Below are 21,711 nucleotides of genomic sequence, written 5' to 3'. Positions count from 1 at the left end.
AACCCGAAGCGATGAGCGATCCCCTGCTCTCCGTCCACGACTTCTCCGTTGTCTACGACGTCGATCCCCCCGTGCAGGCGGTCAAGAACCTCACCCTCGAGCTCCAGCGCGGCGAGATCCTCGGTCTCGCCGGCGAGAGCGGGTGCGGCAAGACCACCCTCGCCTACGGCGTCCAGCGTCTGCTCAAACCCCCGGCCGTCATCACGAGCGGCTCGGTCCTCTTCCACGACGCGAGCGGCGACGACATCGACGTCAACAACCTCGACGTCGAGGAGATGCAGCGCTTCCGCTGGGACAAGATCTCGATGGTCTTCCAGGGTGCGATGAACTCCCTCAATCCCGTCGCCACCATCGGCTCGCAGCTCGAGGACGTCTTCGAGGTCCACCGCCCTCAGCTCTCTCGCAAGGAGCGCCGCGCCGCGGTCGTCGAGCTGCTCGAGATCGTCAAAGTCGGTGCGCAGCGCTATCGCTCGTACCCGCACGAGCTGTCCGGCGGCATGCGCCAGCGCGTCATGATCGCGATGGCGCTCGCGCTGCGACCGCAGCTCATGGTGATGGACGAGCCCACGACGGCCCTCGACGTCCTCGTGCAGCGCGAGATCCTGCGTCAGATCTCGCACCTGCGCCACGAGTTCGGCTTCTCCGTGATCTTCATCACGCACGACCTGCCGCTCCTGCTCGAGATCAGCGACCGCATCGCCATCATGCGCGAAGGCGAGATCGTCGAGCTCGACACGGCGGAGCGGATCTGGACCGACCCGCAGGACGAGTACACGCGCACCCTGCTCTCGTCGTTCCCACGCCTCACCGGAGAGAGGGGGGTGGTCCACCGATGACCGTCCTCGAATTCGACGCCGTCACCAAGATCTACTCCGTCCGCGGCGCCGGACAGATCAAGGCCCTCGACGACGTGAGCTTCACGCTCCAGTCGGGCCAGACCATCGGCCTCGTCGGCCAGTCCGGCAGCGGCAAGTCGACCATCGCCAAAATCCTCACGCAGCTCGAGACGCCGTCGAGCGGCGAGGTGCGGCTCGACGGCGCGCCGATCCCCACGAGCGGCAAGGGTCTGCGCCGGTACCGTCAGCAACTGCGGATGGTCTTCCAGGACCCCTTCGCGTCGCTGAATCCCTACCACACCATCCGCTACGCCGTGCAGCGCCCGCTCGAGCTCGACAAGGTCGTGCCCAAGGACCAGCTCGACGACGAAGTGCGCCGCCTGCTCGACCGCGTGCGCCTCGACGCCGACAAGGTCATCGACCGCCGCCCGCACGAGCTCTCGGGTGGTCAGCGTCAGCGCGTCGCGATCGCGCGGGCCCTGGCATCCCGTCCGCAGATCCTCGTCGCCGACGAGCCGGTCTCGATGCTCGACGTGTCGATCCGGCTCGGCGTGCTCAACCTGCTCGCCGACCTGCAGCGCGAAGAGGGCCTGGGCGTGCTCTACATCACGCACGACCTCGCGACCGCGCGGCACTTCAGCGACGAGATCCTCGTCCTGAACCAGGGTCGAGTCGTCGAGCGCGGACCGGCGGACGACGTCATCCTGCGTCCGCAGAACCCGTACACACAGGAGCTGCGCGCGGCATCCCCCGATCCGGACTCCTTCTTCGCGCACGCAGCAGGCATTCTCGGAGGTGAGAAGTGAGCGCCGTCGCCCCTCAGATCCCGACCCCCGACTTCGACGCGATCGCGGCCGGAACCACGGCAACGAGCGCCGTGAAGGGTCACTCCCGCATCCCGTGGCGGTTCCTCGGCGGGCGGGCGCTGTTCTACCTGTTCACTCTGTGGGCGGCGATCACGATCAACTTCTTCCTGCCGCGCCTCATGAAGGGCGACGCGGTGGATGCCTACCTCGCGCGCAACCGGAACGTCTCGCCCGAGGCGGCCGAGGCCTTGCGGGCCCTGCTCGGACTCGACACCGACAAGTCCCTGTGGCAGCAGTACATCGAGTACTGGGGCCACCTGCTGCGCGGCGACCTCGGCATCTCACTGCTGAACGGCATGCGGCCCGTCAGCGAGGTCATCGGCCAGTCCCTCATCTGGACCGTGCTGCTCGTCGGCTTCGCGACCCTCGTCGCGTTCGCGATCGGCACGATCGGCGGCGCGATCGTCGGCTGGCGCCGCGGCAGCCGCCTGGACGCCCTCATCCCGATCACGACGTTCCTCTCGACGATCCCGTACTTCTGGCTCGGCCTGATGGCCATCGCGATCTTCTCGGTCGGACTCGGCTGGTTCCCGATCGGCAAGGCGTACGGCGTCGGGGTGAAACCCGAGTTCTCCGCCGAGTTCATCGGCGACGTCCTGCACCACGGCTTCCTGCCGGCGGCGACCATCGTCATCGCGTCGCTCGGCGGATGGATGCTGGGCATGCGCAACATGATGCTCACGGTCCTCGATGAGGACTACGTGATGGTCGCGCAGGCCAAGGGCATGCCGAACAGACGGGTGCTGTGGCGGTACGCGGCCCGCAACGCCGTGCTTCCGCAGATCCAGAGCTTCGCGCTCGCGCTCGGCTTCATCGTCGGCGGCACGATCGTGATGGAGGTCGTCTTCAGCTACCCCGGGGTCGGCAAGCTCCTGCTGGACGCCACCAATGCGAAGGACTACGCGCTCATGCAGGGCGTCTTCCTCGTCATCACGATCTCGGTGCTGGTCGCCAACCTGCTGGCCGACGTCGCCTACGCATTCCTCGACCCGCGCACGCGCCAGACGGAGGCCTGAGCATGGACACCATCACCGACACCAGTGTCACGAAGCGGTCGGCCAACACCCCCGCGACCGCGACCGTGCGCACGCCGTCCGCTCCGCCGAAGAAGCCGACCTTCTGGTCGAAGCTGAGCTCCTCGTTCGCGATGTTCAAGAACGGCAAGTCGATCGCAGGCCTCTCGATCCTCGGCTTCTTCGTGCTCGTGGCCATCTTCGCCGATGTCCTCGCGCCCTACTCGCCGACCAAGGTCGACAACACCGCGCGATTCCAGCCGCCCTCGGCGGAGCACTGGCTCGGCACGACCCACATCGGCGAGGACGTTCTGAGCCAGGTCATCCACGGCACGCGGGGCGTCATCGTCGTCGGCTTCCTCGCCGCGATCATCGCGACCCTCATCGCCATCGTGATCGGCGTGATGTCGGGCTACCTGCGCGGGTGGCGCAGCGAGGGCCTATCGGCGCTCACCAACGTGTTCCTCGTCATCCCCGGCATCCCGCTCATCATCATCGTCGCGACGATGTTCGAGGACCCGCCGCTGTGGGTGATCGCGCTCGTGCTCGGCCTGATCGGCTGGGCATGGGGTGCGCGCGTCCTGCGCGCGCAGACGATGTCGCTGCGCAGTCGCGACTTCGTGCAGGCCGCGAAGGCGAACGGCGAGCCGCTCCGGCGCATCATCACGGTCGAGATGCTCCCGAACCTCATGGCGCTCATCGCCGCGAGCTTCGTCGGCACCGTGACCGCGGCGATCATCGGGCTCACGACGCTGTCGTACATCGGCGTCATCCCCGTCACGACCTACAACTGGGGCACGATCCTCAACTGGGCGAGCGCGCAGGGCGCGTTCCGCCTGGGCCAGTGGTGGTGGTTCCTGCCTCCGGGCCTGTGCATCGCCGCGATCGGCGTCGCGCTCTCGCTCATCAACTTCGGCATCGACGAGTACGTCAACCCGCGCCTGCGGTCCGCCGGCGAGCGAGCCCGCGCCATGAAGAAGAAGGGCCTCAACGTCAACGACACCGTGACCGTGGTCCGCACGACCACGCAGAACGAAAAGTGATGAAGACCGAGACCCTCCCCTATCTGAACACCGACCTGACGATCGCCGAGCGTGTCGCCGACCTCCTCGGCCGCATGACGCTCGACGAGAAGATCGGGCAGATGCTGCAGCTCGACGCGCGCGACGACCTCGACGACCACGTTCTGCGCCGTCACGTCGGCTCGATCCTGCACACGTCGCCCGAGCGGATCATCCGCGCGAACGAGCTCACGGCGCAGACGCGCCTGCAGATCCCCCTCCTCGTCGGAGAGGACTGCATCCACGGCCACTCCTTCTGGCCCGGCGCGACGATCTACCCGACGCAGCTCGGCATGGCGGCGATGTGGAACGCCGAGCTCACCGAGCAGGTCGCGCGCGCGACCGCCGTCGAGGTCGCGGCCACCGGCATCCACTGGACCTTCTCTCCCGTCCTGTGCATCGCCCGCGACCTGCGCTGGGGCCGCGTGAACGAGACCTTCGGCGAGGATCCGTTCCTCATCGGCGAACTCGCCTCGGCGATGGTGCGCGGCTATCAGGGCGAAGGGCTCGACGACCCGACCGCGATCCTCGCGACCGCGAAGCACTTCGCCGGCTATTCCGAGACGCAGGGCGGGCGGGATGCCTCGGAGGCCGACATCTCGCGCCGCAAGCTGCGGTCGTGGTTCCTGCCGCCGTTCGAGCGCGTCGCGCGCGAGGGCTGCCGCACGTTCATGCTCGGATACCAGACGACCGACGGTGTGCCCATCACCCTGAACGACTGGCTGCTGACCGACGTGCTGCGCGGCGAGTGGGGCTACACGGGCACGCTCATCACCGACTGGGACAACGTCGGCCGGATGGTCTGGGAGCAGCGCATCCAGCCTGACATCGCACACGCTGCGGCTGCCGCAGTGCAGGCGGGCAACGACATGGTCATGACGACGCCCGGGTTTTTCGAAGGGGCTCTGGATGCTGTGGGTCAGGGGATGCTCGACGAGAACGCGTTCGACCGCGCGGTCGCGCGCATCCTGACACTCAAGTTCGAGCTCGGGCTGTTCGAGAACCCGCGCCTGCCCGTCGACGGGCTCGAGGCGATCGTGGGCCAGGAGGCGCACGCCGAGCTCAACCTCGAGGTCGCGCGCCGCTCGCTCGTGCTGCTCGAGAATGACGGCACGCTGCCCCTCGCGCCGTCGCGCCGTGTCGCGGTGATCGGCCCGCTGGCCGACGACGCGCAGGAGCAGCTCGGCGACTGGGCGGGCAGCTCGGGCCAGGCCGGCTGGATCGACGGTCAGCCCCGCGCGATGATCACGACCGTGCTCGACGGTCTGCGCGCCGTCGCGCCGTGGCACGTCACCTACGCACGCGGCGCCGACATCCTCACGATGGAGCAGGACCCCCGCGGGGCCACGTTCCCCGACGGCCAGCCCCGGCCGCCCGTCGTGCTGCCCGTCGCGCCGGATGAGTCGCTGATCTCCGAAGCGGTGTCCGCGGCTTCCGAGGCGGATGTCGCGGTCGTCGTCGTGGGCGACGTCGTGGGGCTCTTCGGCGAGGGCCGCTCGACTGCGACGCTCGAGCTCTTCGGCGCGCAGAACGCGCTGCTGGATGCCGTCATCGCGACGGGCACGCCCGTCGTCGTCGTGCTCATGGCCTCGAAACCGCTCGTGCTGCCGGCGTCCGTGAGGGACGCCGCCGCCGTCATCTGGGCCGCCAACCCGGGCATGCAGGGCGGTCTCGCGATCGCCGAGCTCATCGCGGGCGAGATCGAGCCCTCGGGGCGCCTGCCGATCTCGTTCGCGCGCCACGTCGGGCAGCAGCCGACGTACTACAACCAGATCCGTGGGCAGCACGGCGACCGCTACGCCGACCTGACGCAGTCGCCTGCGTGGGCGTTCGGCGAGGGGCTGTCGTACACGACCGTGTCGTACAGCGACCTGACCCTCGAGGAGCCTGTGGTCGCGGCATCCGGCACCCTCGTCGCCCGCGTCACCGTCGCCAACACCGGGGACCGCCCCGTGCGCGAAACGGTGCAGGTCTACGTGCGCGACGAGATCACGTCGGTGAGCTGGACCGACAGGGAGCTCAAGGCGTTCCGCCAGATCGACCTCGCCCCGGGCACGTCCGAGCGGGTACGGCTCGAGCTGCCGGTCGCCGAGTGCACGATCGTGGATGCCGCGGGCGACCGCGTCGTCGAGCCCGGCGCGTTCGCCCTGCTCGTCGGCCCGTCCTCACGCGAAAGCGCTCTGCTCGCCGCCCCGTTCACCGTCTCCTGAACCGCCTGTCGTCGGCGCTCCACCCCCCGGGGAGCGCCGACGGCAGCGACGCGAGCGGACCACGCCGCTCAGCCGAGGGCGGCGAGGATCTCGCTGCGGCCCGGCATCGCGCTGGTCGCGCCCGGCCGTGTGACAGAGATCGCCGCGGCGACCTGACCGGCACGGATCGCATCGTCGAGCGAGGCGTCCTCCGCGAGCCACGCGCACAGTGCGCCGGTGAAGGTGTCGCCGGCACCCGTCGTGTCGACCGGCTCGACGACGACGGCGGGGAGAACCCGCGGTTCCCCGCCGGGTTCGAGCACGAGGACACCTCGGGATCCGCGCGTGATGATCACGGTGGAGCCCTGCTCGCCGAGGATGCGCGCCGCCGCGAATTCGTCGTCCACGCCGGCGAGTTCGCATGCCTCCCGCGCGTTGGGCACGAGAACGGTGACGAGAGCCAGGAGGTCGGACGGGAGAGGTGCCACCGGGGCGGGGGTGAGCACGGTCCTCACGCCGTGCGCTTGCGCGTAGGCGAGCGCCTCCGCGACGAGCGACACGGGACGCTCGAGCTGCAGGACGAGCGTTCGCGCCCCCTCGATCGCCGAGCGCATGGTGTCGTCGAGTGCGACCTGCACGTGGTTGGCCCCGGACACGACGACGATGGAGTTCTCCCCGTCGTCGGTGACGGCGATGTGCGCCGTCCCCGTGGGCTGGTCGACCGTGGCGAGGCCGGTCGTGTCGATGCCGTCGGTCTCGAGCTGGGTCCGCAGTCTGCGACCGAACTCGTCATCGCCTACGGCGCCGAGAAAGCCGACGTCGGCTCCGGCGCGGGCGGCGGCCACTGCCTGATTGAGGCCCTTGCCTCCGGGCACGGTCGAGAACGCGGTGCCGAACATGGTCTCGCCCGGACGGGCGATCCGCGGCTGTCGCACGACGAGATCGAGGTTGGCGCTGCCGAGGACGAGGATCGAGCTCATGTCACCGGCCTCCGTCGGCGATGGCCGCCACCCCGCTCCGATAAGCGTCGAGCCCATCCAGTTGAGGACGCGAGCCGCGGTCGGCGACCGCGGCCGCGGCCACCGCGCATGCTGCGTGCAGCACCTCGTCTTCGCTCCATCCACGGAGGAAGCCGATCGTGAGAGCGGCGGAGAAAGCATCCCTTGCTCCTACGGGGTTCGGCCCATCGAACACCCGGGCATCCACGCGGGCGATCTCGTTCTCGCCGCGGCGGAGCACGGCGCCGCCACCGTCGACGATGCCGGCGACGAGGGTGCCGCGGTCGCCCATGGGCAGGTGCTCGAGACACGAGGTGCGGGTGACGATCACATCCGCGCGGTCCAGCAGCGCCGAGGAGATGTCGGCCGGAGTGGAGCAGTCGAGCACGACGAGGCCGTCGGTGCGCGCGGCGGCGCGCTCCACGACGAACGCACCGACGTCGAGATGCGCGAGAAGCGCGGCGTGCGGATCGACCGAGAGTCGCCCCGCTTCGATGGCCTCGTTCGCGCCACGACTGACGACGAGCGTCGAGTCGCCGGCAGAGTCGACGATGATGAACGCGGTGCCCGTCGCCTCGGACGTGTCCTGCACGGCCGCGGTCGAGACGCCGTCGCGCTCGAGGGCACGGCGCATCTCCATCCCGGTCGCGTCGCGGCCGACCGCTCCGATCATCAGCACCCTCGCGCCGAGACGGGCGGCGACGGCAGCCTGGTTGGCGCCCTTTCCACCCGGCACGCGCGTGAGTTGCCCGTCGACGACCATCTCCCCCGGCTGTGGGGGTCGCTCCACACGCGCCACGAGGTCGACGTTGATCTCACCGAGCACCTGGAGCGAGGGCTCGCGACTCGCTCGGGGCGCCGGGCTCATCTCTCGTCTCCTTCAGGATCGGACCACGACACACGCTCGGGAGCGACCTCGTTGATCAGGCTAGTGGTGCCGTACCGTGCCTCCGCAAGGGCATAGAGCCACTCGACCATCTCACGCCGCGGGGCGTAGGCGTCCGCGAGAGTCTCGATGTCGTCCTCCGGCGGATGGATCCCCGACGCGGCGAGCAGCGTCCGCACCTGCTGGAGGTCTGCGAGGTCACGCGTCGGGGCCGGCCCGGAGGCGCCGACGCCGGAGTCGCCGAACTCGGGTCGTCGCAGGTGCCAGTCGGTGTCGCGCTGGTAGGCGGCGGCGACGTCGAGGAGGAGTCGGTCCGCGAAGGCCGGTGCCGCGAGCTGGATCGAGAGCGGCAGTCCTTCCGCGTTCGCTCCCATCGGCACCGCGATGGTCGGAACGCCGACGGCGTTCCAGTAGGGGGTGAAGACACCGCCGCCCAGGCCGCGCTCGATGCCGGGCACCATGAGGTCGGCGAGCGGCGCCGCCGGGATCGTCGCCGTCGGCGTGGCGATGATGTCGACGTGCCGGAACAGGTCTGCCAGCTCGAGTTGGGCGATCCGACGCGCGCGGGCCGCCTGGACCATGTCCGCGCCCGAGATCAGCGCTCCTGTCGCGACGTTCAGGCGCGTCGTCGGGAGGAAGTCGTCCCACCGGCTACGAAGGTCGTCGAGGTGGTACGCGAGGGCGTCCCCCGAGACCATGATCCACACCGAAGCGACCGCCTCCCGGTAGCGCGGGAGCGCGACGTCGACCAGAACAGCCCCCCGCTCCTCGAGTCTGGCGAGAGCGTCCCGATACGCCGGCTCGGCCGCCGGATCGGAATTCTCGGGGAAGTGATGCTCCCGGACAACGCCGATGCGCATTCCCGTCAGGTCGCGGTGCGGATCGACCGCGAAGCGATCCACCGGCCGCCTCGCGCTCGACTCGTCGCTCGCGTGATGCCCGGCGATCACCTGGAGCACGAGCGCGCAATCCTGCGCACTGGGCGCCATCGGACCGACGTGGTCGAGGCTCTGCGCCAGCGGCACGCACCCCGACTTCGGCACGAGACCGAAGGTCGGCTTGAGCCCGGTGATGCCCGTCCATGCTGCCGGCCCGCGGATGCTTCCACCCGTGTCGGTGCCCAGCGCCGCGAGGAAGAACCCCGCCGCGACACCACTCGCGCTCCCGGAGCTCGAGCCGCCGGGTGAGCGGCTCAGATCCCAGGGGTTGCGGGCGGTCGGGAAGGGACTGGAGGGATGCGGCGGCGACATCGCGAACTCGTACGTCGAGGTCTTGCCCGTGAGGACCGCCCCCGCGTGTCGGAGCCGGCGGACGACGGGCGCGTCCGTGCCCGCACCCCATGCGGGATCGAGGACGATGCTGTTGGCGGTCGTCGGCCCCTCGGAGGCAGCCAGGAGATCCTTCACACCGATCGGTATGCCCTGCAGCGGCCCGCGATCGATGCCGCTCGCGAAGTCCGCGTCCGCCTGAGCGGCAGCTCGCAGCGCCGACTCGTCGAAGCGGGCGACATAACTGCCGAGCACACTGTCGAACTCATCGGCGCGCGCCCGCAGCGCCGTCGTGAGCTCGACGCTGCTGAACGCTCTGGAACGAAGCCCGGCGGCCGCGTCGGCGAGGGTGAGCGGGAGGTCCGCCATCATCTGTCTCCAGTCTCGAGGATGGTGCCCGGCGGACGCCCGATTCGAGGCGCCCGCCGGGAGCGGGAGCATGCCCCGGCGGGCATGCGACGGGATCAGGACTTCGACAGCGTCGAAACGAGGATCTCGCTGAACTTCACCGCATCGGCGCCGAACGCGAAGAACGCGTTGGGCTTGGGACCGGTCGGGCGCCCTTCGTGGATGCGGTTGTGGATGTCCACGACCGACCGCCCGACGGTGAGCGTGCCCACCGTCTCGACGTCGACGTAGTACTCGCCACCCGAGATGACCGAGGGGTCGACGAGGTAGGCGATGCACAGCGCGTCGTGGACGGGCGCTGCGTCGTCGTCGATGGGCTGCGCCGTGCGGTAGCCGACGATGCGCTTCTCGATGATCTCCGCCGCCGCGACGCCGGCCGGCGTCCCCGACGCCCGCATGGTCGCGCAGCTGCCCAGAGTGACCAGTGCGCGGTGGGTCGCGTCGAGCGGGACCACGACGATCTCCTCGATGCCGCTCGCGAGGACCAGCTGCGCGGCCTCGGGATCGGCCCAGAAGTTGTACTCCGCCGACGGCGTCACGTTCGGCCAGTCGTGCGCGCCGCCCATGATGACGAGCTTCTTCACCTTCTGGGCGAAGCTCGCATCCAGCTGCAGGGCCATCGCGACGTTCGTCAGAGGCCCGACGGCGACGAGCACGACGTCCTCGTTCGCCGGGTCGGAGAAGATGTCGAGGAGTGCTTCGGGGGCGCGCTTGGACTGCGCCTTCGAGGTCGCCTCGGGCAGCGGCAGGTACTCTCCGTGCACGGGGCTGATGCCGCCCTCGAAGCGCGCCTTGCGGATGTCACGGGCGACCGGCTGATCGGGGCGGGCGATGGGACGCTCGGCGCCCCGGTAGACGGGCACATCACTGCGGCCGACGTGATCGAGCACGCGCAGGGAGTTCTCCGTCGTGTGATCGATGTCGACATTGCCGCTCACCGAGGTGACGGCGATGAGGTCGAGCTCGGGGTGAAGCGCGGCGAGCATGATCGCCACCGCGTCGTCGGTTCCTGTGTCGACGTCGAGGACGAGTCGAGTGGTCACTTGTTTCTCCTTCTTGTTGCTGGCGGTGAGCGCCTCGATGGAAGAGGCACGTGGTGTGAACTTCTGGATCGTGTGGGCGTCCTCGGGGACGTCGCCGCGGGCGCCGGCGGTCGTCCACGTGACTTCCGCGACGTAGACGTCGCCGTGGGAGTCGATCGCGATGTCGTGCGGCGCGATGAAGTTGCCCGGGGCCGTACGATCGGGATTCCCTCCCCATCGGGCGAGCAGGGTGCCGTCGGGCGCGAACACCGACACGCGACCGGGGAAGTCGGCATCGGACGTGCCGAGCCGCCACGACCGCTCTCCGGGACGTCGCCACAGCTCGGACACGAAGACGCGACCGGACGAGTCCAGCGCGATGTTGGTCGGGCGCTGCACATCGTGCCACTCGGTGAGGTACTCGCCGTCGAGGGTGAAGAATTGCAGCCGATCGTTCTCCTCGTCGGCGACGATGATGCGGCCGTCGGGGGTCGCGCACACCCCGTGGACGAGACGGAACTGACCGGGACCGGATCCGGATTCCCCCCATGACTGGATGAGCTCGCCCGCCGGGCTGAAGCGGTGCACGCGGGAATTCCCGTATCCGTCGCTCACGTACAGATCTCCGTTGGACCCGACCGCGATGTTCGTCGGAAGGTGGAACGGCCCGCCGCCGGCGATGCTGTCCAAAGTCCCGTCGTAGCCCGTCTCGGAGGGCACGCCCTTCGAGCCGATCGTCAGGAGGAGCTCGCCGTCGGCGCTGAAGTGATGAACGACGTGGGTCGCGACATCCACGATCCAGAAGGTCCCGTCGGGCGCGATCGTGAGCCCGTGCGGCTTGTCGGAGAGCACGTCGCCTCCCCAGGACGTCACGAACGTCCCGTCGCGCTCGTAGACGAGCACCCCCGGATCGCGTCGCGCCAGGAGGTAGACGCGGTCGTCCGCGCCCACGACGACGCCGCTCACATCTGCGTGTCGCATGCCCGCGGGCGCCTTCTCCCAGCCTTCGACGAGCTCGTACTCCAGATCTGTCACCTTTTCGGTTCCCCTCGTGTATCGGTGGTCAAGCAGTGCCGGATCGTCGGGAGCAGCGCGATGAACGCAGGACTCGCCCCGGCCATCGACGGGTAGACGTCCGTGGTCCACGCCACCGACAGGTCGAACTCCGCATCCGCGAACGCGACGGATCCGCCCGCTCCCTCATGTCCGTACGACCGCGGCCCGAGGAGAGGAAGCTGGGGGAACGGGAGCTGCATGCCGCTGCCGTAGTGCATGGGCATACCCAGCACGAGGTCAGGTCCGATCGCCCGCGGGCGGACCATCTCGTCGCGCGCGGATTCGGACAGCAGCGTGCCGTCGAGGGTCGCGGCGAAGAAGGCCGCGAGTGATCGTGCGTCGCCGACCGCCGTGAGCGACGGCATCTCGGCGGCGTACGTCGAAGTCCTGTTGTAGATGTCCAGCGCCGGGTCCAGGCGCGCGGTGCTGCTGGGAGGGATATCGCTCGCCGCACCGAACGCCGCCCGAGACGCGCTGACGGCTCGGGGCCCCGAAGAGATCCGCTCGATCCGATCGAAGACGGAATCCGGGGTGCCGATCCACAGATCGAGGCCGTGCGGGCGCGCGATGCGCTGTTCCACGACTTCGCCCACCGAGGTCCCGAGGGCACGTCGGAAGAGTCCGTTCATGACCGTGCCGAACGTGAAGGCGTGGTACCCGAGCGCGGTGCCCGGCTCCCAGTACGGCTCCTGCGCGCCGATCGCCTCGTCGTCCTCATGCGCCAAGAGCTGCGCGTAGGTGAGCTCGCGGTCGAGCGACGCCAAACCGGACGTATGCGACAGGACCATCCGCGGCGTGATCGAAGATGTGGAGGACTTGGCCATCTCCGGCCACCACTGCGCGAGAGGAGCGTCGAGATCGAGTTCTCCTGCTTCCGCGAGCATGGCCGCGGCGGTCGCGGTCACGGCTTTGGACACCGAGTAGAGCAACTGCAGAGAGTCGACGCGATAATCGCCGGCCACCAGGTCGACGACGAGTTCACCGTCGTGTCTGATGGCGAGCGCCGCCCCGCCGCCGCCCTGCGCGGCCACGGCACGGGTGAAGGCCTCGACGATCGGCTCGAAGGGCGCACGCGCGAAGCCGGACACGTCGATGATCTGCACAGGAGCGGGCTGGTTCATGGTGTCAGCTGTAGATCGGTGCGAGCTCGGTCCGGAAGTACTCGAGCCCTTGACGCAGCTCGCCCACGGGGTCGGGCGAGTTGTCGATCTCCTCGCTCGCCCACCCGCGCCAGCCGTGCTCGCGAAGCACCTCCATCCAGCCCCGCCAGTCCACGGTTCCGGATCCGAGGATGCGGAAGTACGTCAGCATGACGTCGTGGCGCTGGAGCCCGTCGCCGCGCAGCACGTGGCCGGACAACGGCGCGGCGCAGTCCTTCCAGTGCATCGTCGGCACGCGGTCGATGTTCTGGCGGAGCACCGCGACCGGATCGCCCCCGTCGAGCGCGATGTGCCCCGCATCCGGGCAGAGCTGCACCGTCGCGGGATCCGTCAGCGCCATGAGGGTCGCGATGTCGGCCTCGCGGGAGCAGATCGAATAGGCGTCGGTGTGGATGGCGATCTTCACGCCGTGCGCGCCGACGATCGCCCCCAGCCGGTTGAGCTGGTCGGCGAAGCGCTGGTGCACCTCTCGCAAGACCGGTGCCGCGAAGTCTTCGGGGGTGGCAGTGTCATCCGGGCTCGCGTCGCCGAAGCGGCTGCGAGCGAGGTTGCCCGACACGATGGTGTCGGCCCCCATCTCTGCGAGGAAGCGGGCGTGGCGCTCGAAGGCGTCGTCGGCGATCGCCTCGGCGGCGGGGTCCTCGAGGGCGGCACCGATCAACTGCTTGCCGTGCGCATAGCTCGAGGTCAATACCAGCCCGCGCTCGTCGAGCGCCTTCTTGAGGCCCGCGGTACTGCCGTACGCCTGCAGCGCTCGCTCCCAGCCACCGGGGTTCGGAGCGAGTTCGACACCCTCCAACCCGGCGTCGCGCACGCCGTCGAGCATCTTGTCGAAGGCGTCGCGCGGGTTCGCCTCGAACCCGCTGACCCATACCGACCGAGGCGCGCCGGGCGCATGCCCGAGGAAGGCGGCGTCGAAGAAGCCGATGAGGTTGGTGCCGAATCGGATGTTCGGGATGCTCGGGTTCGTCATCGCTGCGGCACGTCCACCCATGAGTCGCTCGCCGCGGCCTCGACGACGGCTTCCACGATCTGCTGGACGCGCGCGGCGTCGCCGAAATCGGGCTCCGCGGGTCGGCCCGCGACGATCGCCTTGATGAACTTGCGGAACTGGATGGCCGACACCTCGGTGTACCCCGTACCCAGACCGGCGAGACGCCAGAAGGAGTCCGGATGCTCCGAATTGGTGTGGATCGTGCGGAAGCCGAGGTGGTCCTTCTCCTCGCCGACGTACGACACTTTGAATACCTCGCGGTCGTTCCAGTTGAACTCGACGGCCGCTTTGGACGCGTCGAACTCGAAGGCGAAGCGGTTCTTCCGCCCGGAGGCGTAGGAGTTGATGGCGAAGGTGCCGATCGCCCCGTTCGCGAACTCCGCGATCCACACGCCGGCATCCTCGAGCGAATCGTTCGCGATCCGGTCTTCCTCGGGAATCCAGCCCGCGTCGGGCGCCTTCGTGCGCACGCGTGCGGCCACGCGGACGATGTCCCCGAAGAGGTATTCGGCGCTGTCGATGATGTGCGACCCGATGTCACCGACCATTCCCGAGCCACCCGTCTTGCGGCTCGCCCGCCAGCGGTGGGGATCGGCGACGAGGGTGAAGAGTCCGTCCTGGAGGAAGCTTGCCCGGAACTGCAGGGGGACGCCGAAGTCCCCGCGGTCGAGCAGCTGCTTCGCGAACGTGACCGCCGGGGTGTGGCGGTAGTTGTATCCGACCTGCGTGATGACCCCGGCAGCTTCGGCGGCATCGCGCATCGCGAACGCCTCCGAACTGAGGTTGGTGATCGGCTTCTCGCAGAACACGTGCTTGCCGGCCGCGATCGCCGCGAGGGCGATCTCCTCGTGGAGCTGGGGAGGGGTGCAGATGTCGACGATGTCGACGTCCTCGCGCACGATGGCGGCACGCCAGTCGGTCTCGCTGAAGCGATACCCCAGATCGTCGGCGAGGGTGCGGGCGAGTTCGGGGTCGACCTCGACGAGCACCTGCTTGGTGATCGTCGCGCCGATGTTCTCCAGCTGCGGGGCGACCGTCATCGCGAGGCTGTGCGCCTTGCCCATGAATCCGCCGCCGATCAAGGCCACCTTTAGTTCTCTCATCGTTCGTTCACATCTCGTCTCGTCGTCGGGCTGTTCGTCCATCGCCGCACATCACTTCGGGGGACACCAGAGGCTCGTGCGACCCGTGGCGGGGTCGACCCACAGCGGGCCGCCGTCGTCGGCGATCAGCGCGCGTGCGAACGGTGCGATGAACTCGAGACGGATGCCGTCCATGTCGCGTTTGTCGGTGAAGGCGAGGTGGACGCTCCCGTCGGGCACGAGCGACAGGCCGTCCTCGCGCACGCCGAAGGCGGCGCACTCCGCGAGCCTCGTCGGGACGTGGTCGATCCCCTTGAAGGCGATGTGGTGCACCCCCGCTTCGGCGAGGGAGTGCGTCCCTTCGCCGGTCACGCTCATCAGCTCGATGTAGGGCGGACCCTGCTTGCTGAAGGCGATCCGCGTGTCGTGGAAGTGCGGCTCACGGTCGCTGTTGTCGACGTACGTGTCGGAGCGGTAGCGGCCGATCGGGCTGAACTCGTATCCCAGTACGCGCGACCACTTCTCGATGGCGGCCTCCAAGTCGGGGACGAGGATGCCGATGTGGTCGATGAGTTCGCCGGTCATGGCTGGTCCAGTCCGTTCTCTCGGCGGTACGTCGGCGAGTCGCGCTCGACGTACACGGGGTGGCTGCCCTTGCGGGCGTACTCGACGCGGACGCCGTCGACGGCGTCTCCTGCGAGGAAGAAGAGCAGTGCAGCGCCGTCCGCGTCGTACGCGACGCCATCGTGCGCGATCCCGCGCTCGTCGAACCCACGCATCGTCTCGTCGACGTCGTCGACGTGCAGGAACGCGATGTGGTGGAGCCCGAGTTCGGCCTCGCCGTGCGTCGGCTCGTCCGGGTTGAGTTCGAGCAGTTCGATCTGCGGAGTGCCGTCGATGCTCATGGCGATGCGCTGGCTGTGCGGGTGCGGGGTGGGTGCCGCATCGCAGACGTAGCTGTCCGGTTCGTAGCGGGAGATCTCTTTGAACCGCCACCCCGTCAGACGTGACCACCGCTCGACGGCATCCTCGAGATCGCGAACCAGGATTCCCACGTGGCGGATCGACTCCATGCCGGTCATCCCTTCAGGCCGCTCATGACGACGCCACGGACGAAGTAGCGCTGCAGGAAGAGGAAGAGGACGATGACCGGGATGCTGGCGACCACGGCGCCGGCGAAGGTCGGCCCCCAGCTGGGCAGGGCACCCGGGATGGCGTTGAGAGCCGTCGCGACCTGGACCATGACCTTGTCGGGTGAGCTGATGATCACGAGCGGCCACATGTAGGAGTTCCACGCGAACATGAAGGTCATCAGGGCGACGCTCGCGAGTGCCGGCTTCACGTTCGGCACGATCATCTGCACCATGATCCGGAAGTGCCCTGCGCCGTCCATCCGCGCCGCTTCATCGAGCTCGCGGGGGATCTCGTAGAAGGCCTGACGCAGCAGAAAGAGTGCGAACGGGCTGGCCACCCACGGCAGAAAGACGCCCGCGTAGGTGTCCTGGAGGCCCAGGAACTGCGCGATCTGGAACAGCGGCAGCGTGATCGCCTCACCGGGGATCATGAAGGTGACCAGCACGAGTCCGAAGATCAGATTCTGCCCGCGGAAGCGCAGACGTGTCAGCGCGTACGCGGCCGGCACGGCCAGAACGATGGTCAACACGACTTGGCAGATCGCGACGATCGCCGAGTTCATGAGAGCGACACCCACATTGTTGCCGCACGACGAGGTCGTGACGGCCCCCGTGCACTCCGTGGAGAACGCCAGGATGTAGTTCTCCCACGTGCCGTCCACGGGGAAGAACGTGCGCCAGGACAGCGGGCTGGAGTCCGCGAAGATGTTGAACTGCCCCTTGAAGCTCGACGCGACGATCCACAGGAAGGGCGCGAGGAACAGGACCAGCAGAAGGCTCGCGGTGATCCAGAATCCGACGGCCTTGTAGAACGGCTTGACCGTCGACGGCAGACGGCGGCGTGTGGTGCCCGTGTAGGTGACGATTCCACTGCCCATGTCAGTCCTCCAGCCGGTTCCGCAGTGCGCGCATCTGGACGGCACTGACGATGAGCACGATCACGATCAGGACGATCGACATCGCCGATGCGTAGCCGGGCTGCTGATGAGTGAACCCGAAGGTGTAGATGTTGTAGAGCAGGAAGTTCGTCGACCCTTCGGGGCCCCCGCTCGTCATCACCTGCGCCTGCGCGAAGGCCTGGAGCGCGAAGGTCGTGCTGACCACGACGACCATGACGAGCGTGCGATTGAGCAGCGGCAGGATGATGTGCCAGAACCGCTGCCACGCGTTCGCGCCGTCCATCACCGCTGCCTCTTCGAGTTCGGTCGGGATGGACTGCAGACCGGCGAGGAAGAGGATCATGCTGAACCCCACCTGCTGCCAGAGGGACATGAAGATCAGCGACGGGAGAGCTTGGCTGGCCGACGTGATGAAGGGTTGCGCCGGGATGCCGATGGCCTCGAGGAAGCTGTTGGCCAACCCGTTCTCGGGCGAATAGATGAACAGCCACATCGTGCTGACGACGACCATCGACACGACGACCGGAAGGAACACGACCGCACGGATGAGCGACACTCCGCGCCGCTTGCGATTGAGGAGCATCGCGAGGGCGAGTCCGCAGGGGATCTGCAGGATGACCAGTCCCGCGGCGAACAGCAGAGTGACGAGGATCGACTGGTGTGCTCGGGAGTCCCCGAGCAGCCGGACGAAGTTCCCCAGCCCGATGAACTCCTCGTTCGCAGGGTTGAGCAGGCTGTAGTCGAAGAGGCTGTTGCGCACCATCAGCGCGAAAGCCAGGTATTGGAAGACGATCAGAAGGATCGCGAACGGGGTGAGGAAGAGTAGCCCCGTCCATCCCTCGCTTCGGAAGAAGCGAGGGATGGACGGTCGGTGCCGCGCCTTCTGCTCGCTGATGCTCGGTGTAGCGGTTTCAGCAGTCGCAGTCGTGGTCATGATGGCTCGGCAATCCGTGGTCTCGGTCGGTTTCGGACGGGTGGCGCTTACTGGAGCAGCGGCTCGAGCTCGTCGACGGCGTCGTTCAAACGATCCGCCGGGTCGGCGCCGAGCGCGATGTCGCGCATCGCGGCGGTGACGATCGAGTTGTACGACAGGTAGCCGGCGGTCAGCGGTCGCGGCTGTGCCCACTCGGTGAGCTCATCCGTGAACACCTTCGCCTCAGGCGTCTGCAGGAGCTCTTCACTCGCGTAGAGGCTCTTGAGCACGGGGAGGTACCCGGTCTCCTCGAGCGCCTTCTGCTGCATCTCGGGCGTGGCGATGAACGTGATGAACGCGACGGCCTCTTCGCGGCTGTCGGTCTTCGCACCCAGCGCGAGAGCGAGGCTGCCGTTCGGCGTGATCGGCGTGTTGATGTACGGGAACGGGGTCACGCCCCACTCGAAGTCCACCTCCGCGTTGGTCAGCGTCGCGATGTTCGTGCTCGTGGACACCTCGAAGCACGACCCGCCGTCGAGGAACGAGTTGGGCACACCCGTGGTCGGGCTCACCTTGTACTCCTGGAAGATGTCCTGGTAGAGCTGAGCGCCGGCGATCGCCTCGTCGGTGTTGAGGTAGCCCTCGACCGACGTGCCGTCTGCCGACACGGCGTAGTAGGTGTTGTACTCGGAGCTGCCTTCGGCGGCCGTCGGGTCGCCCGGAGAGCGCAGGAACATGCCCGTCAGGTACTCCGGACCCGGGGCGCCGTCACCGAACTGCGTGGGAGCGAGACCATAGGTGTCGGCATTCGACTCCTGGCAGGTGACCATCGCCGCGAGCGCCTCGTCCCACGTCCACGCCTCGTCCAGCGACGTCGAGGGGTACGCGATCCCCGCGGCGTCGAGCTTGGCCTTGTTGTAGTAGAGCGCGAACGTGCCGTCGGCGGGACCGGGCGAGTAGAGCTCGCCGTCCCACGTGAGGCCCGCCTTGGCGCCGTCGGTCATGTCATCGACGTACTCCGCATCCAGGTCATCAGTGAGCGGAGCGATCACGCCGTCCGTCGCGAGATTGGGGATGGTGGGCTGGTCGGCGACGTACACGTCCGGCGGGTTGGCCGACGTGGCCAGAACCGCCGTGCGGTCGTAGAACTCGCCGAACGGGACCTCCTGGACCTGGATCGTGATCGTGGGGTTCGCTGCTTCGAATTCCTCGATCTGCCAGTCGAACGGCATGCACCCGGTGCAGCGGAAGACGTCGAGTGTGACTTCCCCACTCGCGTCGTCGCCCCCTCCAGCGCTGCACCCTGCGAGCAGGACGCCCGCGGTGACGGTGCTCGCTGCGAGAGCGAGCAGCTTACGGCTCTTGTTCATGTGGAACTTCCCTCTCTTGGTTTCAGCGTGATAGCGCTGATCTCGTGGATGACTGCGCAGGGGCTCCTGCCCAGTCGATGTCGGCTGTCCGTCGCGCTGTCGGCGACACGGGTGGAGCAGCCAAGCCTGTGGTGTCCTGCGGGATGCCGGTCAGTAGGTCTCCAATCCGAGCGCGGCCCGGAATCGCACCTTGTTCGTCACACCGTCCCGGGAGGGCAGCGATCGCTTCTGGTGGGCGGTGGAGATGAGCACGTGGAAGTAGGCGGCACCGTCGCGGGCGGCGATCTTGCGCGCCACCTCGTCGACGGCATCCATCGTTTCTACGACCGTCGCGTCGCCGAGCCCGAACCCCCGTGCGATGGCGGCCAGGTCCGTGCCGAGGCCGGAGTGGCTGGGCTGCATGCCCGTCTCGGCGAAGAATCCGTTGTCGAGAACGACGATCGTGAGGTTCTTGGGCTTCTTGACCCCGACGACGGCGAGCGCGCCGACGTTCATGAGGTGCTCTCCATCGCCGGTGACCACCACGACCGACCGCTCCGGCTGGGCGATGGCGAGTCCCAGCGCGCAGGGCACCGCACCGCCCATCGCGCCGAGGAGGAAGAAGTTCTCCGCGCGGTATCCCGCGGCGTTCACGTCGTATGCGGGCGACCCGAGTCCAGTCACGACAAGCGCATCCGGCGTCCGGCGCAGCAGTTCTGCGACGAACTCGCGGCGGTCCAGGCGGTCCTCTACGGCAGTATCCGTCGTCATGTCGCTCACTCGTTCCAGTTCTTCGCGCCGATGAGTTTCTGACCGAGGAGGACGGCGACGCGGTCGTTCGCATCGAAGGCCGTCGTCATCGCCGCCGCGATGGTGGGGGCGACGTCCTCGGCCTTGTCCGCGCGCATCACCTTCACGCCCATCATTTCGAAGGCTTCTGGCACCGCGCGGCCCATCGGGACCTGCCAGGGGTGGAACTCCGCGTACTCGCCGCGCATCGTGACGAGGGTCAGGAATGGGAACTGGCAAGCCGTGAGCAGCGAGAACATGTTCACGCAATTGCCGACACCGCTGGACTGCATGAGAAGCACCGCCCGATCGCCGCCGAGGTGCGCACCGCACACGAGTGCGACACCCTCCTCCTCGGTGGTGAGCACGACGGCTTCGATCTCCGGGTCGGCCTCTACTGCGCGGATCGCGTGCGAGTGGCCCGCGTCCGGCACGTACGCCACCTGTGCGACCCCCCGCTCCTTCATGAGTCGCACGATCGACTCCTGCCATGTCTCTTCCGTCATCACTGCCTCTCTCTCGCTTTGGCCGACGCTCATCCCCGGGACCCCGCGAGATCCTCGAGGATTCGGGCGAGCGCCTCGACTCCCCGCACGCAGTCCGACGTCTCGGCGGTCTCCAGCGGGGTGTGACTTGCGCCCGTCTCGTTGCGGACGAAGACCATGGCCGTCGGCACGTGCGCCGACAGCGACCCGGCGTCGTGGCCGGCTGCGGTGGGGATGATGGGCACCCCGCCGAGCAGGGCGTCCAGGCGCGCTGTGAGATCGGCGTCGAAGCTCACGACGGAGGTGAAGCTCTCGTTGGTGACCGCGACGTCGATGCGGTGCTCCGCTGCCGACGCGTCGACGACCTCGAGGACGCGGCTGACGAGCGCACTCACGTGCTCGTCGGTCGCCGCGCGGGCGTCCAGCCACGCCGTGACGGAACTCGGCACGCCGTTCGTGACGTTGGGGATGACGATCATCTTCGCCACGGTCGCCCTGCCACCGTCCTCCGTCGCGACGCGTCGGGCCGCGTGGATGAGGTCGGCCGCGACGAGCATGGGGTCCCGGCGATCCTCGAAGAGCGTCGTCCCGGCGTGATTCGGCTCTCCCACGAGGTCGATGCGCCAGCGGCCATGCGGCCAGATCCCCGTCGCGAGGCCCAGAGGCTCGCCGAGCGGACCGAGCGCGCGTCCCTGTTCGACGTGCAGCTCGACGTACGCCCCGACGGAGGCGAGCAGCTCGGCATCCGCACCGATCTCGTCGGGCTCGACTCCCGCGGCCGCGAAGGCCTCGGCGAGCGTGATGCCGGCACCGTCGGTGCGCGAGCGGATCAGCTCGGGGTCGAGCTCACCCGTGAGCAGACGGCTTCCCATGCACGGGATGCCGAAGCGCGCGCCCTCTTCGTCGGTGAAGTCCACGACCGCGATCGCTCGCGTCGGGGTGACACCGCGACGCTTCAGCTCCGCCACGGCCAGGAGTCCGGATACGACGCCGAGCGGACCGTCGAAGGCGCCTCCACCGGGGACGCTGTCGAGGTGGCTTCCCGTGACGACGGCATCGCTGCGATCCGCCGAGGGCAGATCCCACCACGCCCAGAGGTTGCCGTTGCGATCACGCTGCACCGCGAGCCCGAGCGCCTCCGCCTCGCGCACGAACCACGCGCGCATCGCGAAATCGGCCTCGGTCCACGAGAAGCGCGCGAAGCCTGAGCCGGGGTCGGGCTCGCGGCCGATGCCGTCGAGTTCGCTCCAGATGGCGAGGAACCGCTGCTCGATCACGGTCGTGTCGATGGGAGGAGTCGTCAT

At 68.4% G+C, this 21,711-nt stretch carries 20 protein-coding genes; 5 read left to right on the top strand and 15 right to left on the bottom strand.

Features of this window, described 5'->3' with window-relative positions; all coding sequences use genetic code 11:
* Window positions 1–11: 11 nt before the first annotated feature.
* Genes MA876_RS05090 through MA876_RS05070 form a run of 5 tightly spaced genes read left to right on the top strand, consistent with a single transcriptional unit; the run spans window position 12 to window position 5,986 of the window.
* On the top strand, window positions 12–836 hold the full coding sequence (locus tag MA876_RS05090) for an ABC transporter ATP-binding protein (protein WP_248146632.1): 825 nt from the start codon (window positions 12–14) through the stop codon (window positions 834–836).
* Window positions 833–1,642, top strand: a complete 810-nt coding sequence (locus tag MA876_RS05085) for an ABC transporter ATP-binding protein (protein WP_248146630.1) — start codon at window positions 833–835, stop codon at window positions 1,640–1,642. Before MA876_RS05090 ends, MA876_RS05085 begins: the two co-directional genes overlap by 4 nt.
* On the top strand, window positions 1,639–2,718 hold the full coding sequence (locus MA876_RS05080; RefSeq protein ID WP_248146628.1) for an ABC transporter permease: 1,080 nt from the start codon (window positions 1,639–1,641) through the stop codon (window positions 2,716–2,718). Before MA876_RS05085 ends, MA876_RS05080 begins: the two co-directional genes overlap by 4 nt.
* 2 nt (window positions 2,719–2,720) lie before the next feature.
* Entirely contained in the window at window positions 2,721–3,758 is a 1,038-nt protein-coding gene (locus tag MA876_RS05075; protein WP_248146626.1) for an ABC transporter permease, read from the top strand.
* On the top strand, window positions 3,758–5,986 hold the full coding sequence (locus MA876_RS05070; protein ID WP_248146624.1) for an exo-beta-d-1,3/1,6-glucosidase: 2,229 nt from the start codon (window positions 3,758–3,760) through the stop codon (window positions 5,984–5,986). Before MA876_RS05075 ends, MA876_RS05070 begins: the two co-directional genes overlap by 1 nt.
* Window positions 5,987–6,054: 68 nt before the next feature.
* Here MA876_RS05070 and MA876_RS05065 read toward each other — a convergent pair whose 3' ends face one another.
* From MA876_RS05065 to MA876_RS04995, 15 genes are all read right to left on the bottom strand, one after another.
* Window positions 6,055–6,945: a ribokinase gene (locus tag MA876_RS05065; RefSeq protein WP_248146622.1), complete on the bottom strand. Its 891-nt coding sequence runs from the start codon at window positions 6,943–6,945 to the stop codon at window positions 6,055–6,057.
* 1 nt (window position 6,946) lies between these two features.
* Window positions 6,947–7,831, bottom strand: a complete 885-nt coding sequence (locus MA876_RS05060; protein WP_248146621.1) for a PfkB family carbohydrate kinase — start codon at window positions 7,829–7,831, stop codon at window positions 6,947–6,949.
* Window positions 7,828–9,489: an amidase gene (locus MA876_RS05055; RefSeq protein WP_248146620.1), complete on the bottom strand. Its 1,662-nt coding sequence runs from the start codon at window positions 9,487–9,489 to the stop codon at window positions 7,828–7,830. Before MA876_RS05055 ends, MA876_RS05060 begins: the two co-directional genes overlap by 4 nt.
* A 92-nt stretch (window positions 9,490–9,581) precedes the next feature.
* On the bottom strand, window positions 9,582–11,582 hold the full coding sequence (locus tag MA876_RS05050) for a nucleoside hydrolase (protein ID WP_248146619.1): 2,001 nt from the start codon (window positions 11,580–11,582) through the stop codon (window positions 9,582–9,584).
* Window positions 11,579–12,724, bottom strand: a complete 1,146-nt coding sequence (locus tag MA876_RS05045; protein WP_248146618.1) for a serine hydrolase domain-containing protein — start codon at window positions 12,722–12,724, stop codon at window positions 11,579–11,581. The genes MA876_RS05050 and MA876_RS05045 overlap by 4 nt, the downstream gene beginning before the upstream one ends.
* Window positions 12,725–12,728: 4 nt before the next feature.
* Window positions 12,729–13,757 (bottom strand): sugar phosphate isomerase/epimerase family protein, encoded by a 1,029-nt coding sequence (locus MA876_RS05040; RefSeq protein ID WP_248146617.1) that lies wholly within the window; start codon window positions 13,755–13,757, stop codon window positions 12,729–12,731.
* On the bottom strand, window positions 13,733–14,845 hold the full coding sequence (locus MA876_RS05035; protein ID WP_248146616.1) for a Gfo/Idh/MocA family protein: 1,113 nt from the start codon (window positions 14,843–14,845) through the stop codon (window positions 13,733–13,735). Before MA876_RS05035 ends, MA876_RS05040 begins: the two co-directional genes overlap by 25 nt.
* 66 nt (window positions 14,846–14,911) lie before the next feature.
* A complete protein-coding gene (locus tag MA876_RS05030; protein ID WP_248146615.1) occupies window positions 14,912–15,424 on the bottom strand; it encodes a VOC family protein in 513 nt (170 codons plus the stop codon).
* Window positions 15,421–15,912 carry a VOC family protein gene (locus MA876_RS05025; protein WP_248146613.1) on the bottom strand — a complete coding sequence of 164 codons (492 nt, stop codon included), beginning with the start codon at window positions 15,910–15,912 and terminating at the stop codon, window positions 15,421–15,423. The genes MA876_RS05030 and MA876_RS05025 overlap by 4 nt, the downstream gene beginning before the upstream one ends.
* A gap of 5 nt (window positions 15,913–15,917) precedes the next feature.
* On the bottom strand, window positions 15,918–16,850 hold the full coding sequence (locus MA876_RS05020; protein ID WP_248146611.1) for a carbohydrate ABC transporter permease: 933 nt from the start codon (window positions 16,848–16,850) through the stop codon (window positions 15,918–15,920).
* 1 nt (window position 16,851) lies between these two features.
* Window positions 16,852–17,805, bottom strand: a complete 954-nt coding sequence (locus MA876_RS05015; RefSeq protein ID WP_248146609.1) for a carbohydrate ABC transporter permease — start codon at window positions 17,803–17,805, stop codon at window positions 16,852–16,854.
* Between the two features lie 47 nt (window positions 17,806–17,852).
* Window positions 17,853–19,154 carry an extracellular solute-binding protein gene (locus MA876_RS05010; RefSeq protein ID WP_248146607.1) on the bottom strand — a complete coding sequence of 434 codons (1,302 nt, stop codon included), beginning with the start codon at window positions 19,152–19,154 and terminating at the stop codon, window positions 17,853–17,855.
* Between the two features lie 150 nt (window positions 19,155–19,304).
* Window positions 19,305–19,904 carry a thiamine pyrophosphate-dependent enzyme gene (locus MA876_RS05005; RefSeq protein WP_248146605.1) on the bottom strand — a complete coding sequence of 200 codons (600 nt, stop codon included), beginning with the start codon at window positions 19,902–19,904 and terminating at the stop codon, window positions 19,305–19,307.
* 5 nt (window positions 19,905–19,909) lie between these two features.
* Window positions 19,910–20,428: a thiamine pyrophosphate-binding protein gene (locus MA876_RS05000; protein WP_248146603.1), complete on the bottom strand. Its 519-nt coding sequence runs from the start codon at window positions 20,426–20,428 to the stop codon at window positions 19,910–19,912.
* Window positions 20,429–20,457: 29 nt separating this feature from the next.
* Window positions 20,458–21,711, bottom strand: coding sequence for an allantoate amidohydrolase (locus tag MA876_RS04995; protein ID WP_248146602.1), 1,254 nt, complete (start codon window positions 21,709–21,711; stop codon window positions 20,458–20,460).

Origin of the sequence: Microbacterium aoyamense, from assembly GCF_023155855.1 — a bacterium.
GTDB classification, from domain to species: Bacteria; Actinomycetota; Actinomycetes; order Actinomycetales; family Microbacteriaceae; genus Microbacterium; species Microbacterium aoyamense.
This window is presented reverse-complemented; position numbering and strand designations above follow the sequence as displayed.

Excerpts from the sequence above, each read along its gene's own strand:
- MA876_RS04995 (WP_248146602.1), bottom strand. The coding sequence starts at position 21,711 with ATGACGACTCCTCCCATCGACACGACCGTGATCGAGCAGCGGTTCCTC.
- MA876_RS05090 (WP_248146632.1), top strand. The coding sequence starts at position 12 with ATGAGCGATCCCCTGCTCTCCGTCCACGACTTCTCCGTTGTCTACGAC.
- MA876_RS05045 (WP_248146618.1), bottom strand. The coding sequence starts at position 12,724 with ATGAACCAGCCCGCTCCTGTGCAGATCATCGACGTGTCCGGCTTCGCG.
- MA876_RS05060 (WP_248146621.1), bottom strand. The coding sequence starts at position 7,831 with ATGAGCCCGGCGCCCCGAGCGAGTCGCGAGCCCTCGCTCCAGGTGCTC.
- MA876_RS05025 (WP_248146613.1), bottom strand. The coding sequence starts at position 15,912 with ATGGAGTCGATCCGCCACGTGGGAATCCTGGTTCGCGATCTCGAGGAT.
- MA876_RS05040 (WP_248146617.1), bottom strand. The coding sequence starts at position 13,757 with ATGGGTGGACGTGCCGCAGCGATGACGAACCCGAGCATCCCGAACATC.
- MA876_RS05085 (WP_248146630.1), top strand. The coding sequence starts at position 833 with ATGACCGTCCTCGAATTCGACGCCGTCACCAAGATCTACTCCGTCCGC.
- MA876_RS05015 (WP_248146609.1), bottom strand. The coding sequence starts at position 17,805 with ATGACCACGACTGCGACTGCTGAAACCGCTACACCGAGCATCAGCGAG.
- MA876_RS05070 (WP_248146624.1), top strand. The coding sequence starts at position 3,758 with ATGAAGACCGAGACCCTCCCCTATCTGAACACCGACCTGACGATCGCC.
- MA876_RS05055 (WP_248146620.1), bottom strand. The coding sequence starts at position 9,489 with ATGATGGCGGACCTCCCGCTCACCCTCGCCGACGCGGCCGCCGGGCTT.
- MA876_RS05075 (WP_248146626.1), top strand. The coding sequence starts at position 2,721 with ATGGACACCATCACCGACACCAGTGTCACGAAGCGGTCGGCCAACACC.
- MA876_RS05020 (WP_248146611.1), bottom strand. The coding sequence starts at position 16,850 with ATGGGCAGTGGAATCGTCACCTACACGGGCACCACACGCCGCCGTCTG.
- MA876_RS05000 (WP_248146603.1), bottom strand. The coding sequence starts at position 20,428 with ATGACGGAAGAGACATGGCAGGAGTCGATCGTGCGACTCATGAAGGAG.
- MA876_RS05005 (WP_248146605.1), bottom strand. The coding sequence starts at position 19,904 with ATGACGACGGATACTGCCGTAGAGGACCGCCTGGACCGCCGCGAGTTC.
- MA876_RS05065 (WP_248146622.1), bottom strand. The coding sequence starts at position 6,945 with ATGAGCTCGATCCTCGTCCTCGGCAGCGCCAACCTCGATCTCGTCGTG.
- MA876_RS05030 (WP_248146615.1), bottom strand. The coding sequence starts at position 15,424 with ATGACCGGCGAACTCATCGACCACATCGGCATCCTCGTCCCCGACTTG.
- MA876_RS05010 (WP_248146607.1), bottom strand. The coding sequence starts at position 19,154 with ATGAACAAGAGCCGTAAGCTGCTCGCTCTCGCAGCGAGCACCGTCACC.